Source organism: Methylobacterium sp. GC_Met_3 (assembly GCF_026540775.1).
Taxonomy (GTDB): domain Bacteria; phylum Pseudomonadota; class Alphaproteobacteria; order Rhizobiales; family Beijerinckiaceae; genus Methylobacterium.
Map to the genome: position 1 here is coordinate 25334 of NZ_JALNUL010000037.1, position 17006 is coordinate 42339.

The following is a 17006-nucleotide window of genomic DNA, read 5'->3' on the forward strand; positions in this document are numbered from 1 at the left end:
GATGGCCGCCGGAAATCCTGAGCTCTCACAAGGCACTGCACCCGCCGGCCAACAGGCTGTCGATACGAACGAGTTCACGGATCTGCTGAAGCAAAGCTTCAAGCCGCGCACCGAGCGCGCTGCGACCGAGGTCGAGAACGCGGTTGGAACGCTGGTGCGTGAAGCGCTCGCGGACACGGCGCTGATCAAGGAGGATGTCCTCGATACGATCGAGGAAATGATCGCTCGGATCGACGAGAAACTGACGGCGCAAGTCAATACGATCATTCATGCGTCCGAATTTAAAAAGATCGAGAGCGCGTGGCGCGGCTTGAGTTATCTGGTCAACAATTCAGAGACCGATTCAACGCTCAAGATCAAGGTCATGAACGCTTCAAAACAGGAAGTGTTCAAAAATCTGCGCCAATATTCGGGAGCAAGGTGGGATCAGAGCCCGCTGTTCAAGAAGGTCTATGAGTTCGAGTTCGGGCAGCTGGGTGGCCAACCCTACGGATGCCTGATCGCCGACTACACGTTCAGCCATCTTCCGCAGGATGTCCAGATGCTGCGGGAGGTCGGAAAGATCGCGAGCGCCGCGCATGCCCCCTTCTTCGCAGCGGCCGATCCGACCCTGCTCGGGATGGATGCCTTCACCGAGCTGGCCAATCCCCGCGATCTCGGAAAGATCTTCGACACGCCCGACTACGCGCAGTGGAAGAGCCTCCGCGAGCTCCCGGATTCCCGTTACGTCGGGCTCTGCATGCCGCGGGTGCTCGCCCGGGTGCCTTACGGCGCCAAGACAGAACCGGTCGAGGAATTCGCGTTCGAGGAGGAGACGGATGGTCATTCCGGCGAGAAATACGCCTGGATGAACGCGGCTTACGCCATGGCGGTCAATATCAATCGGGCCTACAAGGATTGCGGGTGGACGGTCCGGATCCGTGGCGTTCAGTCGGGTGGCGAGGTCATCAACCTGCCATGCCACACCTTTCCGACCGATGATGGCGGTGTAGACCTTAAGTGTCCCACCGAGATCGCGATCAGCGATCGACGCGAGGCGGAGCTTGCTAAATCCGGCCTCATTCCGCTCATTCACCGGAAGAATACGGACAAAGCGGCCTTCATCGGGGCGCAATCGCTCTACAAGCCGGGATCCTATTTTGGCCCGAACGGCGTCGATCAGACGGCATCGGATAATTTGTCGTCGCGCCTGCCTTACATGTTCGCCGTGTCGCGTTTCGCGCACTACCTCAAATGTATGGTTCGCGACAAGATCGGATCGACCAAGGAAAAGGATCAGCTCACACGCTGGCTGCAGGAGTGGATCAACGAATACGTCGACGGGGATCCGACGAATTCGAGCGAACAGACCAAGGCCCGCAAACCCCTCGCCGCTGCCCGTGTAGACATCGTCGCAGATGAGGAAAATCCAGGATACTATTCTGCGAAATTCTACCTGCGGCCGCATTATCAACTTGAGGGGATGGATATCGGCATGAGCCTCGTCTCGCGCCTTCCGCCCCTCCAACAGTGATCCTCGGCCTCTTGTCGCGGCGCGATCCCACGATCCTTGCCGCGCAACGTATTCCCTTGAGCGGGACCGGACGAGCCGACATCGAGTGCGGTTCGGGATGCCGAGCCGGGATGGCGCGTCCAAGACAGATATTTCACAGCCTCCGATCGCCCTAGAAACGACAGGAAGGAAATCGAGCCATGGCCGTTGATATTTTCATCAAGCTTGAAGGCATCAAGGGTGAGTCCCGCGACGACAAGTACAAAGATGAAATCGATGTGCTCGCTTGGTCTTGGGGGGCCGCCCAATCGGGGACCACTCATGTAGGGTCCGGATCCGGTTCTGGAAAGGTAAGCGTTCAAGATTTAAGCATTACGAAGTATATCGACAAGTCGAGCCCGACCCTGTTTCAGCATTGTTGTACAGGCAAGCACATCAAAAAGGGCAAGCTCATCGTTCGGAAAGCGGGCGATAAGCCGCTGGAATACCTCACCGTTGAGTTCGAAGACATTATCGTCACTCACCTGTCGATGGGCGGATCCGGCGGCGAAGACCGACTCACGGAAAACGTGACGTTGAACTTCGGGACCTTCCATGTGAAATACGCCGTCCAGAACAACGACGGCAGTAAAGGCGCTGAGACCGAGCACAAATGGCATATTGCCAAGAATGTTGCCGGTTAAAATACATGTATCCGCGATCGTCTCCGGTCCTTGTGCTGTGAACGCCCCTCAGCGCTTTTCTCCGGAGCGGCGCGGATACATCCCGTTGGGACCCACTCCAAGAACTGTTCACTAGGAGCACGGGTATGAGCGGCTATATAGGGGGAGGCCGCGTTCGAAATTCCTTGATGGAAGTCTTCCGCGCCGCGAATGATGCCAAGGATGCGCGAAAGCGGGTTGAAACCCATGATGCGGTCGGTGGCCGGATCGTCTCCGGGACCGGAACGCATTCACGCGCCGCCGCCAGCACGGCAGACATACAGCGGGGCGTGTCCTTGGATCTTGAGCGCTTGATGAATGCCGTTCATCTTGCCGCAGATATCGATTTGTCTGACTATCCACATGTCTATCGATCGATCATCAATCACGGCTTCATCGATATCGCGAGAATGTCGATTGAGGAGGCCGCGGTAAACGGTGTGGCCGCCGAGATCGAGAGCGCACTGAAGACGTTCGAGCCGCGTCTTGAGCCGGCGACCGTCACCGTGTGGCGCGACGATACGGTCGATCCCACCGAACTGAAGCTACGCTTCATCGTCCGGGCGGAGATCCGCGCCAATCCGCTCAACGTTCCCGTGGAATTCATCGCCGACCTCGAGCGCGACACGGGTCGAATCAAGGTCGCGCGGCGATGACGCTGATTCCTGTCAGACGGCGTTGGCCCGTCGCATGAATCGCGCGTTTCTCGATCTTTACAACCGGGAGCTCGCTTACCTGCGTGAGCATGCGCGCGACTTTGCCGAGGAGTTCCCTGGTATCGCCGAGCGTCTGGGCGGGCTGATCGACAATCAGGGCGACCCGATGATCGCCGGGCTGCTGGAGGGAGCTGCCTTCCTGGCCGCCCGGGTTCAGCTCAAGATCAAAGACGAATTTCCGGAGTTCACGCAGAACCTTCTCGACCAGCTTGTCCCGAACTACTTGGCCCCGACGCCGTCCATGCTGCTGGCGAAGGTGAAGCCAGCGTTCGGCGATCCCGGGCTGCGCGACGGCCCGCGCATTGCACGGGGCGCCTATCTCGACGCGAACTACCGCGAGCGCGAGCGGCAGATCGCCTGCCGCTTCCGGACGACCGACGAATTGCGGATTTGGCCGTTCGATATTGCCGCCGCCGAGTACTTCTCCCATCCGGCACCGCTGCAGGCCCTCGGCATCGGCGGCGACGATGTCGCCGCTGGCATGAGGCTGACCATTGTCCATCGCACGGGTCAAACCGATGACGAGACAGCCCGGGTCTCATCGGATCCACAGACCTGGTTCGCGGGCTGTGCGATCGACACGCTTCCCGTGCATCTCGTCGGCCCGGAGGCGGATGCGGTGGCGATCTATGAGCAGATCTTCGCGGATTGCACTGCGCTTCACGTGCGTTACGCGGATGCGTTCGGTGATCCGGTGCTCATACGGCTTCCGCCCGACGCGATCGAGCCTGTCGGATTCGGTTCCGACGAAGCTCTTCTACCCAAGGACAACCGCGTCTTCGACGGATTCGATCTTCTGCGGGAGTATTTCGCGTTTCCGCGCAAGTTCCTCGGCTTCAAGCTGTCCGGCCTGAGCCGGGTGCTGCGGACCGTGCAGGCGCACACCCTCGATCTCATCTTCAGCTTTGATGAATCGAGTCCGCGGCTCGGCTCCGCCGTGCGTCCCGACGCGTTCGCGCTCTACGCGGTCCCAGCGGTCAATTTGTTCGAGATGAGCCTCGACCGAGTTCCGGTGCGGTCGAGCCAGCACGAATACCATCTGGTGGCAGATCGCAGCCGATTGCTCGATTTCGAACCGCATCGGATCCTTCAGGTCTACGCGCACCAGCCCGGGCGGCCCGGCAAGATTCCGGTCCAGCCCCTGTACGCCCCGGCCGATGCCGCGGGCGCCGCCGGGCTGTTCTACACCTTACGGCGCGTGCCGCGGCGGCGCACGAGCAAGGAACGGCAATACGGTGCGGCCTCCGACTATACCGGGACCGACCTCTTCCTCTCTCTGATCGAGCCCGGCGGGATCGACGCGGATGGTGCCGTGTCCGAACTCAGCCTGCGCGCGCTCTGCTCGAACCGTCACCTGGCGGAATTGCTTCCGATCGGGGAATCCGGTGCGGATTTCAGCTTGGCGGATGCCGGCGCCTTCGACGTCGTTTGCCTCGCCGGCCCGACGCGTCCGCGCGAACCGGTCGTGGCGCAGCTCCGCGGCCGCTCGGAGACGCTCTTCTCCGGCGCCGTGTCGTGGCGACTGATCAGCTTGTTGAGCCTCAACCCCTTGGGCCTAGTCGAAGCGCGTGCAGGCCGGGGGGGCGAGGCATTGCGTGAGATGCTGATGTTGTTTGCGGACCTGACTGACAGTGCTATCGAGCGGCGCATCCGTGGGGTGCGCAGCGTGAACACCCGGCCCGTCGTGCGGCGGCTGCGCCGCCGGACCGGTACCGGTGTCGCTCGGGGGACCGAAGTCACGGTGACCCTGGACGACAAGGCTTTCGAGGGGACTGGCCCCTACCTCCTCGGCGCGATCCTCGATCGGTTTCTCGCCGAATACGCCTCGCTCAATCATTTCACGCAGACGGTGATCCGAACGGCCGAGCGCGGTGAAATCCTGCGGGGTCCCCCGCGGGTGGGCGGACGGAAGCTGCTGTGAGCTTCGCGGATCGCTTGCTCGCTGAGCCCTGGGCTCATGACCTTCTGGCGACGCTGCGACGGGTCGAGCGCAGCTACACGGATTTGCCGCGGATCGGAGACAGCGCGAGCCGCTACGAGGATTGCGTGACCCTCGGCCAGGATCCGTACCTCGCGTTTCCCGCCTCGACGATCGCGGCGGCGGAGCGTGATGCGGGGCAGATACTGCGCCTGCGCGTCCAGTTCCTCGGCCTGCTAGGCCCCCAGGGTGCCCTGCCGCTTGCCGTCACCGACGAAACCTACGGTTGGCTGCTGGATCACGATGAGGCGTTGCCGCGCTTCCTCGACGTGATCAACAATCGCTTTCTACAGCTTTTCTTCCGGGCCTGGGCGGATGCCCGCCCGATCGCGCAGCATGAGAATCCTGCGTCGGATCGTTTCGAGGGCTATGCCGGCGCCGCGGTGGGGCTCGGATCCCCGGCGTTTCGGAGCCTCGATACGGTTCCGGATTCGGGCAAGATCGCATTTGCGGGCCTGCTCGGCCCCGCCGCACGCTCGGGCTCCCGGCTGCGCAACGCCTTAGCGGGGTTGTTCGGCATCAAGTCCGAGGTCGAGGAGTTCGTCGGCACCTTTCTCGAATTCGAGCCCGGCGACCGCTCTCGGCTCGGCCGCGCCAACACGGGACTCGGGTCCGATCTGCTGCTCGGACGCAGCGTGTTCTCGATTGAGGACAGCATCAGCCTGCGGATCTTTGCCGCCGATCTCGCCGATTACCAAAGCCTGCTGCCAGGCGGGACGCGCTGCCGGCAGCTCACCGACTTCATGCTGTTTTACCTCGGCGACGAGTTCGAGTGGAGCGTGGAGCTCGCGCTGCCCGTCGCGGCCGTCGAGCCCGTGCGGCTCGGGGCCTGTGGGCGCCTCGGCTATACCACTTGGATCGGCAGCGGAAGCGACGCTTCGGGCAGCGCTTACAGGCGGGATGCCCGCTTCCACCCCGCCGAGCGGGCCGGTCGCGCGGATTATCGGGCAAGGAGTGCATCGTGAGCGACATCAGCGTCGAGACCGTCACGGGTAAGCTCAACCGCGTTGGCTACGATGCCTTCATCCAAGCCTTGCGGCAGGCTCGGACGGCCGGCCATCGCAATGTCGAACTCGCCCATTGGTTGGCATGCCTGCACGCGCAGAATGCCAGTGATCTTGCGCTGACCGCCGACAAGTACGGGCTCGATCGCGGACGGTTGGCCGCAGACCTCGCCAAGGCGCTCGACGCCCTGCGACGGAACGAGACGGAGATGCCCGGCATCGCCAACCACGTCGTCGATCTGCTCGATCGGGGCTGGCACTACGCCACGCTGCTCTTTGGCGAGACGCAGATCCGGTCGGGACACCTGCTGGTCGGCGCCCTGAAGACGAACGAACTGCGCCGCGCGCTCCTCGGGCTCTCGCCTGAGTTCGGCCGGATCCCCGTCGAGACGCTGATGGATGAGCATCGGACGGTCTGGGCGTCCTCCGATGAGGACAATCTCCGGCCGATGGATGGGGCTGGCCCGATCGCAGCCGGCACACCGGGTGCTGCAACCGTGCCGGGCGGTCAGACCGCCCTCGACCGCTTTTCCCAGGATCTTACCGCCCGGGCGGAGGCGGGTGAAATGGATCCGGTCCGCGGCCGCGATGAGGAGATTCGGCAACTGATCGACGTGCTGATGCGGCGGCGTCAGAACAATCCGATCCTCACCGGCGAGGCGGGCGTCGGCAAGACTGCGGTCGTGGAAGGCTTTGCGCAGGCCATCGCCTCCGGCACGGTACCGCCGGCCTTGCGTGGCGTGCGCCTCCACGCGTTGGACATCGGCCTGATGCAGGCCGGGGCCTCCATGAAGGGCGAGTTCGAGCAGCGCCTGCGCGCGGTCATCGATCAAGTTCAGTCATCACCGAAGCCGATCATCCTGTTCATCGACGAGGCGCATACCCTGATCGGCGCCGGGGGGCAGGCCGGGACCGGCGACGCCGCGAACCTGCTCAAGCCGGCGCTGGCGCGTGGGACGCTCAAGACGATCGCTGCGACCACCTGGGCCGAATATCGCCAGTATTTCGAGAAAGATCCGGCGCTCACGCGCCGCTTCCAGCCCGTTCAGGTCGGCGAGCCCGGAATCAGCCAAGCGAGCGATATGCTCCGCGGCCTGCTCATCCCCATGGAGAAGCATCACGGCGTCCGCATCTCCGATGCCGCGGTGGTCGCGGCGGTCAACCTTTCGCAGCGCTATATCCCGGCCCGCCAGCTTCCCGACAAGGCGGTCAGCCTGCTCGACACGGCGAGCGCGCGTGTCGCGATCAGCCAGACGGCCGCGCCAGCCGCGATCGCGGACGCCCACGCCGCGATCCGTGCCAAGGAAAGCGAGCGGTCCGCGCTTGAGGCGGATCGCGATCTGGGCGTCGAAGACACCGACCGGATCGCGACCCTTTCGGAAGAGATCACCGATCTGCGCGCGCGGCTCGCCGGGCTTGAGGCCACCTGGACCGCGGAGACGACGCTCGTCACCGAAATCCGTGCGCTGCGGGCTGCGCTGCAGGCCGAGACGGCGGAGCCGCATCCGCAGGGCGAAGCACCGCCGGATCTGGCGGCCGCGGGAGAGACAGAAGGCCGCCGCGCTGCGCTTCGCGACAAGGCCGCCGCGCTCAGGGCGATCCCCCCGGAAACGCGGATGATTTACGATCATGTCGACGAGCAGGCGATCGCCTCGGTTGTCTCCGACTGGACCGGCATCCCGGTCGGCCGGATGATGCGCGACGAGATCGAGACCGTGCTCCGCCTGCCGGAGATCCTGAACCGGCGCGTGGTCGGCCAAGCCCACGGCTTGGCGATGATCGCCAAGCGAATCGAGACCAATCGGGCCAAGCTCGACAATCCCGACAAGCCCATCGGCGTGTTCATGCTCTGCGGTCCGTCCGGAGTTGGAAAGACGGAAACGGCCCTTGCGCTGGCCGAAGCCCTCTACGGGGGCGAGCAGAACATGATCACCATCAACATGAGCGAGTTTCAGGAGGCGCATACCGTCTCGACGCTCAAGGGGGCACCGCCCGGTTATGTCGGATACGGTGAAGGCGGACGGTTGACGGAGGCGGTGCGGCGGCGCCCTTACAGCGTCATCCTCCTCGACGAGGTCGAGAAAGCTCACCCCGATGTCCACGAGATCTTCTTCCAGGTCTTCGACAAGGGCGTCATGGAGGATGGCACCGGTCGGCGTATCGACTTCAAGAACACGCTGATCATCCTGACCTCAAACGTCGGCACCGACCAGATCATGCAGATGGCGCAGGATCCGGTCTACGCGGCCGATTCCGAGGCGCTCGCCGCCGCGCTCCGTCCGCAGCTCCTCCAGGTGTTTCCAGCCGCGCTCCTGGGACGGATCGTGACGATCCCCTACCGGCCGCTCTCGCCAGACATGCTCAGCGGTATCGTGCGCCTCCAGCTGAACCGAATCGGCAAACGCGTGCGCGAGAATCACGGCGCGACCTTCGTCTACGATGATGCGGTGGTCGCGCACATCGTTGCTCAGTGCAATGATCCGGATTCGGGCGGGCGTATGATCGACAATATCATCACCAATACGCTTCTGCCCGAGATGTCGCGCGAATTCCTTGGCCGGACGCTGGCCCAGCAACCTGTCGAGGACATGCGGGTCGGCGTCGCGGATGGGCGTTTCACCTATACGTGGGCGTGAGAACTGGCGTATCGGCGCGGTCGGCGAGCGGACGCCTCGTGCGTCGCCACGCTTGGACCTCCGACGCCGTCGAGCAGCTCACGTCGACGGGTGTGACACTGGCCGTGAAACTCGGTCGCTGCGCTCAACCGGCTTGAACCCGATAAGGCAGCGGATTGGAGCGCCGCGGTTTGGCGTGCGCTAGGCCGAAGTGGATATCGATCCGGCGCTCCCGCACGTCACGATAACGATGAGAGCGGCGCGGCTGCCTGCGCTTCGACGAAGCCGCCCAGCACCGCGATCCCCGTCCGGCCGCGTCGGCTGGGAAACACGATGGGCGCATCGCGACATCTGGCGCGTTCAAGCCCCACGATTCGAACAGCCGCGTCCCGTCGGCAGCCATGCTGTGGCGAATTAAACACACATACCTGATTACGGGTCATCCATCTGGCCAAATCGATCGTAGTGTCTGGAATGCAGTAGCTAGACCGTATCGAGCCAATGTATGCCAATAGAGGTTGCAGGGAGCGGCCATGGTTTTGGCGATCGCGCCTGTCATCGCGTGGCCTGCCGTAGCGTTAATATTCATTCGTAATTGGCCTGCAGGTAATGGTCGTGCAGAATTGAATTTAGGGTCGATTGATTGGCGTTATTAAGAAATACTACAGTTTTGGACGCAATCCATCAAAACTCAATCAAGACGAACTAGGCGATTAGGTATGCCCGATTCTCGGCTCTTCTTCAGCCAAGCGTGCGCGCTGCGTGGCTCCTTCGGGTGGTCCATGCTGCTCGGGATCGCTATCGGGTGCGTCGGCGCTGGGCCGGTAGCGGCGCAGACGGCCAGCCAAGTGACGCCCTCGACATTCCGGCCGCCGGCAACGGGACGTGGTGGCGGACTTGTGTTTTCCGGGCAGCCCGGCCTCGGCACGCCCGCCGGCGCCGAACGTCTCAGCGTGCGCCTTTCGGGCGTGGCGGTCGAAAACGCCCCCCCGGGCTTCGATGCCGAGATTCAGGCGCTGGAAGCTAGACTCACCGGGCGGACGATCCCGGCTTCCGAGATCTTCGACGCATCGCGCGAACTCGAAGCTGCGATCATACGCTCCGGCGCCGTACTCACTCGCGTGGTTCTGCCCGCCCAGACGTTGCGCAACGGCCAACGGCTGCGGCTCGTCGTCGTCAATGGCTACGTCGATCAGATCGATTTCCGGAATGTGCCCGACCCGGTTCGGGCGCGCGTGGCCGCCTTGCTCGAACCGCTTATTGGCCGGCGTGATCTGCAGCTCGGCGAGATCGAGCGCCGCCTGCTCCTGGCCGGTGATACGCCCGGCACCGCCCTGCGCTCCACCCTCGCGCCAAGCTCGGCCCAGGGCGCGACCACCCTCGTCGTCGAGGCGCTTTATAAGCCGGTCACCGGCTTCTTTGGCGGCGACAACACCTTCGGCTCGACGCTCGGCGGCATCGCGCTCAACGGAGGCATCGACTTCAATACGGCCTTCGGTCTCGGCGAAACGATCTATTTCCGCAGCTTCGGCTACCCAGGTGGAAACGACGCCCGCGGGACAGGCAGCCCGTTCGGCGAATACCCGCGCCTGCGCACCTTCGCAGGAGGCTTCATCCTACCGCTGGGCACGGACGGCCTCACATTCAACTTCGAGGCGGTGACGAGCCAGACGACGCCCCGCCTCACCAACAACGTCCAGACGGCGAGCGACTTCGAGCGCTACTCGTTTCGCGTGCGTTACCCGTGGCTACGGAGCCGGATCGCCAATTTCTACACGGAAGGAGCTCTCGATGTAACGCGCGACGAGCTCGGGTTGCTCAACCCTCCGGTCAACACGCCGATCAGCCTCGATCGGTTGCGGATCGTCCGGCTGAGCGGACTCGGCGACATGCGCTTCGAAAACGGTGGCTTCCTGGCCGGCAGCGCGACGCTCTCGCTCGGCATAGACGGGCTGGGCGCTCGCAGCGCCGCGGATGCAACGCCCACATTACCCTTGTCCCGGATCGGCGCGAACGCGGATTTCCAGAAGTTCGACGCTCTTCTTGCCTACACCCAACCCCTGTTCGACCCGCTGATCCTCAATCTGTACGCCCGCGGCCAGACCTCGTTCGGGCAGGCGATGCCGCGCAGCGAGCAGATCGGCTTCGCGTCATTCTCCGAACTCTCGACCTTCGACGCCGGCAGCCTGGCCGGCGACAGCGGTGTCGTGTTCCGCAGCGAGGTGGCCGCCCCCTTCGCCTTCCAGCCGGAGGGTATCCCACTCTCGGTCGCCCCCTACGTCTTCGGCGCCGTGGGCGCCCTCTACCTAGAGCGGCCGTCGGCCGTCGAAAAACAGCAGGGCCTGGCTGCGCTCCATGTCGCCTCCGTAGGCGTCGGCGTGCGCTTGGTGAGTCAAGCCACTCCGACGGACACGTTGACCTCCCTCACGCTCGAGTTCGGCCGGCGGTTCCGCGACGACACATTGCCGGACGCCAACCGTTTCACGGTCGTCGGCTCCATTCGCTACTGAGCCGGCCCCGCCGCCACGCAGCCGCATTCCTGAGTCCGCCCAATGAATCGCACCTGCAAAACCCTGATCCAGGCGCTTCTGGCCGGCACGGCGCTCACGCAGCCAAGCCCGATGCGCGCGGGTGAATTGCCCACCGGCGCCACGACCGTCCATGGCAGCGTCGGCATCGCGACACCGTCTGCCAACCAGATGACAATCCAGCAGACGACGCCGAACGCGATCGTAAACTGGCAAAGCTTCTCGGTGGGCGCCGGAAGCCGCGTCGACATCTCTCAGCCTTCAGCCTCGTCGGCGCTGCTGAATCGCGTCAGCGGATCGGCGACCTCGACGATCGCGGGCCAGATCAACGCGAACGGCCAAGTCTATCTCGTCAACCCGAACGGCATCGTGATCACCCCGACCGGAATCGTGCGGGCAGCAGGCTTCGTCGCCTCCACCCTCGATATCGCCAATCAGGACTTCGTGGCGGGCCGGCGGGTGTTCCGCGGCAACGGCCAGTCGGCGGCGGTCACCAACCAGGGGACGATCGAGATCCAGCGGGGCGGCTACGCCGCGCTGCTCGGTGGGCGGGTCGAGAATTCCGGGCTGATCAGCGTTCCGATGGGCCGCGTCGGCTTGGGCGCCGGCGAGCAGGCGACCCTCGACCTGTCCGGTGACGGCTTCCTGCAAGTCGCGCTTCCCTCGAAGGCCGATGGCTCCGATGCGGCACTGATTCAGCACAGCGGCCGGATCGCGGCCGTCGGAGGGCAGGTCGTGATGCAGGCGGCGACCGCGCGCAACGCGGCGCGCAACGCCATCAACCTGTCGGGCATCGTCGAGGCGCACAGCGTCAGCGGACGCAACGGTGCGATCGTGCTCGGCGGCGGCGACGGTGGCAAGGTCATGGTCTCCGGCCGGCTTGATACCTCCGCGCGCACTTCCGCACGGGCGGCAACCCGGCCGCCGGCGCGCGGCGGCACCATCACGGTGACCGGCGATGACATCCAGCTCAAGGGTGCGGCCCTGCTGGCGGATGGGCAGGCTGGCGGCGGCACGATCAGCGTCGGCGGCGGTTTCCAGGGCCAGGGGCCGCTCCAGCGGGCGACCACCACCACTGTGGACTCGGCCACCACGATCAGTGCGAATGCGGGGCAGACGGGCAACGGCGGCAACGTCGTGCTCTGGTCGGATCACCGGACGGACTTCGCCGGCCGGATCAGCGCGATGGGCGGGGCGCAGAGCGGCGACGGCGGTCAGGCCGAAGTGTCCGGCAAGATGCTCCTCGCCTACACGGGCTCGACGGATCTCACCGCCGCCAAGGGCACGTTCGGGACGCTGCTGCTCGATCCCTACAACGTCACGATCTCGAGCGGGGCCTCGACGGGGACGAGCTTCACCGCCACAGGCAACGACTCGGTGATCAGCGCCACGACGCTGCAGACCGCGCTTCGAAGCGCGAACGTCACGGTGACCACGGGCGGCGCTGGCAGTCCCGGCACGCAGGCCGGCGACATCACCGTCGCAGCGCCGTTGACCTGGGGCACCGGCACCGGGGGGACGGCGACGACGCTGACCCTCAACGCCTATCGTTCGATCCTCGTCAACGCGAACCTGACGGTGAACGGCGACGGCGGGCTCTCGCTTAACACGAACCAAGGCGGCACGGGCGGTCTGCTCAGCTTCGGCACCGGGGCGAGCGCGTCGTTCACCGGGGGAACCAATCCGACCCTGAGCATCAACGGCAACCCCTACCTCATCGTGAATAGCGTCGCTCGACTGGGCGCGTTGTTGGCCGACCCGGCTTCCGCCAACCTCAGGCTTGCATTGGCGAACAATGTCGATGCGACCGGCGTAACTTTAGTTCGCCCAGTCAATACCGCGCTGAATGGCACAAGCATCGATTTTTCCGGAGCACTTGAGGGGCTCGGCCATACGGTCAACGGACTGACGATAAACTCCTCGGGCGTGTACGCCGGCCTGTTCGGCCGCACGCAGAACGCGACAATCTCGAACTTGAATCTCACCAATGTAAACATCCGGGGCGCGTACACGGGTACCGATGCAAGCTATGTCGGCGGCCTCGTCGGGTTGGCAAGCAACACGACCATCAGCGGCGTCAACGTCAGCGGAGTGGTCACGAACGTATCGACTGCGGCATCGACTGCCGCCACAGGTGGACTTGTTGGAACTCTGTCGTCCGGCACCGTGGTACAATCTGCCTCAACGGCCAACGTTGTCGGCGGCAACGGTGCTGTCGCGTCGACTGGCGGTCTGATCGGGCAAAATTCTGGTATAGTGTCTCAGAGCTATGCAACTGGCGCCGTTGCTGCAGGTAATGCGACGGCTGGCTTTAGCGATGCGGGTGGTTTGATTGGGACAAATACTGGTCAGGTCAGCCAGTCCTATGCGACCGGCAACGTGACGGGTGGAACATCCACGGTCACCGGCACATCCGGCGAAGTAGGGAGCGGTAGCTTCACGGGTGGCCTTATCGGCTACAGTGGCCCGGGCTCTAGGATTGATCAGTCTTATGCGACGGGGGCAGTACGCGGCGGCGCGGGTCCTTCCAGCAACAGCTATTCGGGTGGATTAATTGGATACAATGAGAGCACCCTCAATCAAACATACGCGACAGGACGGGTAGCAAGCGGAAGCGGTACCTTCATCTTCACGGGCGGCTTGCTTGGTTACAATACAGGCACGACACAGGCTTCGTTCTACGACCGAACTTCAACAGGCCAGACGGCGGCAGCGGGCAACACAGCCAGCCTCACCGGCACAACCGACCTCACAACAGCGGACTTCCAGAACGCAACGACCTTCGTACCGCTCGCTACGCGTCAGGGCTACGATTTCCAGACCGTCTTCAATCCCCCCAGCACAGGGGTATACCCAACGCTGCGCGGCGTGCCGCGCACCACGTCCACTACGAACAGCGCCGCCCAGGCGAACAATCTCAACAGCGCGAGCGTCACGCCGAACATCACCACGATCGTATCAAGTTCCACCACGCCGACGACTGCGCCCAAGGATTCTATCGATCTCGCGGGTGGGAGCTCGTCGAAGCCAGTGGGGGCGGCGCCGGCAGCGTCGGGCGGAAACGGCGCGACACGTGCCGCAGCCCTGAGTACGCTCACCTCGGTCGTCTCGGCGTCAAGAGTTCTTGAATCGCGGTTCGGAGGCTGCAATACTACAGGTGGCGGTGGATTACCGGGTGCCACGAACTGCTTCGGCAACGCCCTCGATGCCTTCGCCGACGAGCTGGAGCTTCAGGTCCAGCAACTGCCTCCCGCCTTCCGCGGCTTGCCGGCGGTGATCCGCCAAGCAGCGAGTCAGGTCAGGGCGGCCCGGACGGTGGGTGAGGCCCGAGCGGCGGTGCGTGTGGCCTTGGTGGCCGTGAGGAAGGCTATCTCGCTCGTCCGGGCGGACGATTCGGACGTGGCGCGCATCCAGGTCAGACAAGGCAATGCGATCTATACTGCCCTTGAAACGGCCGACAATCGTCTCTCGCGGGCGGTCGGGCTCTGATCGCACCGGGGGGTATCCCGGTCTCCATCGAACGGTCAGCGCCATCGCCCTGTTCGGGGCGCTGACCCTTGGCGGGGCTCAAGGGGCGACTGCGGCCGACAAGCGCGTGGCGCTCGTGATAGGCAACGCCGCCTACGCGACGTTCAAGCCTCTGAAGAACCCGTCGAACGACGCAACCGATGTCGCGACTGCGCTAAAACAACTCGGCTTTAAGGTCACCACAGGCCAGAATCTCAAGCGCGATGAGATGCTGGAGTTATTTCAGAGCTTTCAGGCCGAAGCCGCGGACGCCGATGCGGCAATCTTCTATTACGCCGGCCATGGCTTTCAGGTCGATCAGAGGAACTATCTCGTCCCCGTCGACGCCGTCATCACGAAGGCGTCGGACGTGCGAAGCCAGACTATCGATCTGCAGGACGTGACGAAGGGTCTGGAGAATAGAAAATCCAACCGTCTGATCTTCCTGGATGCTTGCCGCGACAACCCGTTGCGGGGCCGCTCCGGCGAGGCCGGGGGACCGGAGACCGCGCAGAACGGGCTCGCGCGCCTCGGCAGTGCGGCTGGTTTCCTGTTCGCCTACGCGACGCAGCCCGACAACACGGCCTTCGATGGCGGTGGTCGCAACAGCCCCTTCGCGAAGGCTTTCCTCAGCCACCTGTCGATGCGGGGGCAGGACGTCAACACGATGATGATTGAGGTCCGGAAGGACGTCATCGCGGCGACCGGCGGATTTCAGGTCCCCTGGGAGAACTCGTCGCTGACGACGCAGTTCTATTTCGCGCCCGGGCAGCCGGCGCAGGCCTCGCCCGAGACGCAACTCTGGCAACTCGCGGCCGCGAGCCGCGACTCGAGCCTTCTGCGCGTTTATCTCACCCGCTATCCGGAGGGAGCGCACGTCGGCGAAGCCCAGCAGATCATCAAGGTCGCCTCCCTGGAACCCGAAGCCATCAGCGCCCCGCGCAGCACGTCGGATATCGCCAGCATCTCCGACGATCGCCTGTGGGACTTGGCCCAGCGCTCGCGGATCCGGGCGCTCGTCGAGTTCTACGTTGATCGTCGACCTGACGGCCGCCACGCCGTCGCCGCCCGCGAACTGCTCCAGACGCTCCCGAGCGCGGAGGATACGGATCTCAGGCCGGAGGTCGTCTGCGACCGCAGCGCGACGCACCCCCGCGACGCGACCGCCGACACGCCCGGCGTGCCGATGTCCGATTTGGCCCAGAACGGCGAGACGGCGATAGCTGCGTGTCAGGCGGCGCATGAAGCGCATCCAGAGATGCCTCACTTCACGGCGCTCCTTGCCCGCGCGCTCGCCGCGACCAAGCAGCGGAGCGCCGCGATCGCGCTGTATCGCACCGCCGCTACGCAGGGTGACCTGCGTGCCATGGTGAGCCTCGGCCTCATCCTTGAGACCGGCGACGGCCTGCCGCGCGATCCGAAGGCGGCCTACGATCTCTATGCGCGAGCCGCCGAGCGCGGTAGCCCGGATGGCGCCATCAACCTCGCGGTCGCGTTAATGGAGGGCACCGGGATTTCGCGCGATCCGGCCCGTGCGGTCGCATTGCTGCAGCGCGCCTCGGCGGACGGATCCGCGATCGCCACCTACAATCTCGGTGTCCTCGCCGATCGTGGCGTCGCGGAGAGCGGCTCGGCGCTGAAATACTTCGTGCGTGCTACCGAACTCGGTGATCCCCGGGGTTTCCTGGCGGCCGCGATCCTGCTCGACGAGGGCCGGAAGGTCGCCAAGAACCCGGCCACGGCATCTGAGATGCTTCTGCGCGGCGCCGCCGCCGATACTGGCGCGGTGATGACACAGATGGTCCAACGCCCCGGAAAATGGTCTCCCGATACCATCCGCAACCTCCAGAGTAAGCTGCGGGAAGCCGGATATTACAGCGGTCCGATTGATGGCCGAAGCGGACCCCAGTTACGCCAGCCTCTGGAAAAATGGCGTCGGACGGGCACGCTTTTCCTGCAGTGACGGATAATCGGCGTTGCATAGGTCCGATCCAACCAAGGCCGCCCATGCACCGTCACGGACTCAGGCTTGGCCGCATAGATGACGTTGGGCCTTGGATAGTCTGCTCTGAGGGCAGCTTTGGCCTCATTGGGCCATCTCTTACAACCCGCTCATAAAGCTGGACAATCTGTCAATTCCAGTGTGATTATAGCGACGCACATTTGTTGTCGTCGATACAATTTCAATTTGTATGCGATCGGCCAAGAAGTAGTATAGCATTGAGATAAAGGATCTATAAATCTGGCTTCATGATATTAACTCATGGCTTTTACTTGAGGATAGTCTATGAACCAAATAGAAGAAGCCGAGCTTCGACGCATCAAGGAAGACCTCCGTGAAAATCACCGTAGAACAAAATACCTGAATGAGCTTTTTGCCAAAGGCGAAGTCAGCGCCAATTGGTCAGCCCCCATTGAAGTGGTCCGCCCTTTGGTATGGCTTTTGAGCCTGGAGGATGGACGAA

9 protein-coding genes are annotated in these 17006 nt (G+C 63.8%); all 9 read left to right on the forward strand.

What is annotated here, in order from left to right; translation table 11 throughout:
• Position 1: 1 nt before the first annotated feature.
• Positions 2-1513 (forward strand): type VI secretion system contractile sheath large subunit, encoded by a 1512-nt coding sequence (gene tssC, locus OXS27_RS25540; RefSeq protein WP_267359740.1) that lies wholly within the window; start codon positions 2-4, stop codon positions 1511-1513.
• A 179-nt stretch (positions 1514-1692) separates the two neighbouring features.
• Complete coding sequence (locus OXS27_RS25545; RefSeq protein WP_267359742.1) at positions 1693-2175, forward strand: type VI secretion system tube protein Hcp; 483 nt, start codon at positions 1693-1695, stop codon at positions 2173-2175.
• Between the two features lie 167 nt (positions 2176-2342).
• Complete coding sequence (gene tssE, locus OXS27_RS25550) at positions 2343-2849, forward strand: type VI secretion system baseplate subunit TssE (RefSeq protein WP_267359744.1); 507 nt, start codon at positions 2343-2345, stop codon at positions 2847-2849.
• 34 nt (positions 2850-2883) lie between these two features.
• The gene (gene tssF / locus OXS27_RS25555; protein WP_267359746.1) at positions 2884-4830 is read left to right on the forward strand and encodes a type VI secretion system baseplate subunit TssF; all 1947 of its coding nucleotides are present in this window, start codon (positions 2884-2886) and stop codon (positions 4828-4830) included.
• Positions 4827-5852 carry a type VI secretion system baseplate subunit TssG gene (gene tssG / locus OXS27_RS25560; RefSeq protein WP_267359748.1) on the forward strand — a complete coding sequence of 342 codons (1026 nt, stop codon included), beginning with the start codon at positions 4827-4829 and terminating at the stop codon, positions 5850-5852. The genes tssF and tssG overlap by 4 nt, the downstream gene beginning before the upstream one ends.
• Positions 5849-8527: a type VI secretion system ATPase TssH gene (tssH, locus tag OXS27_RS25565; protein WP_267359750.1), complete on the forward strand. Its 2679-nt coding sequence runs from the start codon at positions 5849-5851 to the stop codon at positions 8525-8527. The genes tssG and tssH overlap by 4 nt, the downstream gene beginning before the upstream one ends.
• 761 nt (positions 8528-9288) lie before the next feature.
• The gene (locus tag OXS27_RS25570) at positions 9289-11016 is read left to right on the forward strand and encodes a ShlB/FhaC/HecB family hemolysin secretion/activation protein (RefSeq protein WP_267359752.1); all 1728 of its coding nucleotides are present in this window, start codon (positions 9289-9291) and stop codon (positions 11014-11016) included.
• A gap of 42 nt (positions 11017-11058) precedes the next feature.
• Positions 11059-14523, forward strand: coding sequence for a filamentous hemagglutinin N-terminal domain-containing protein (locus OXS27_RS25575; RefSeq protein WP_267359754.1), 3465 nt, complete (start codon positions 11059-11061; stop codon positions 14521-14523).
• Between the two features lie 106 nt (positions 14524-14629).
• On the forward strand, positions 14630-16504 hold the full coding sequence (locus OXS27_RS25580; RefSeq protein ID WP_267359757.1) for a caspase family protein: 1875 nt from the start codon (positions 14630-14632) through the stop codon (positions 16502-16504).
• The last annotated feature ends 502 nt before the right edge of the window (positions 16505-17006 follow it).

Coding starts and splice junctions, on each gene's coding strand:
- tssE (WP_267359744.1), top strand. CDS start 2,343: ATGGAAGTCTTCCGCGCCGCGAATGATGCCAAGGATGCGCGAAAGCGG.
- tssC (WP_267359740.1), top strand. CDS start 2: ATGGCCGCCGGAAATCCTGAGCTCTCACAAGGCACTGCACCCGCCGGC.
- OXS27_RS25545 (WP_267359742.1), top strand. CDS start 1,693: ATGGCCGTTGATATTTTCATCAAGCTTGAAGGCATCAAGGGTGAGTCC.
- OXS27_RS25570 (WP_267359752.1), top strand. CDS start 9,289: ATGCTGCTCGGGATCGCTATCGGGTGCGTCGGCGCTGGGCCGGTAGCG.
- tssF (WP_267359746.1), top strand. CDS start 2,884: ATGAATCGCGCGTTTCTCGATCTTTACAACCGGGAGCTCGCTTACCTG.
- OXS27_RS25575 (WP_267359754.1), top strand. CDS start 11,059: ATGAATCGCACCTGCAAAACCCTGATCCAGGCGCTTCTGGCCGGCACG.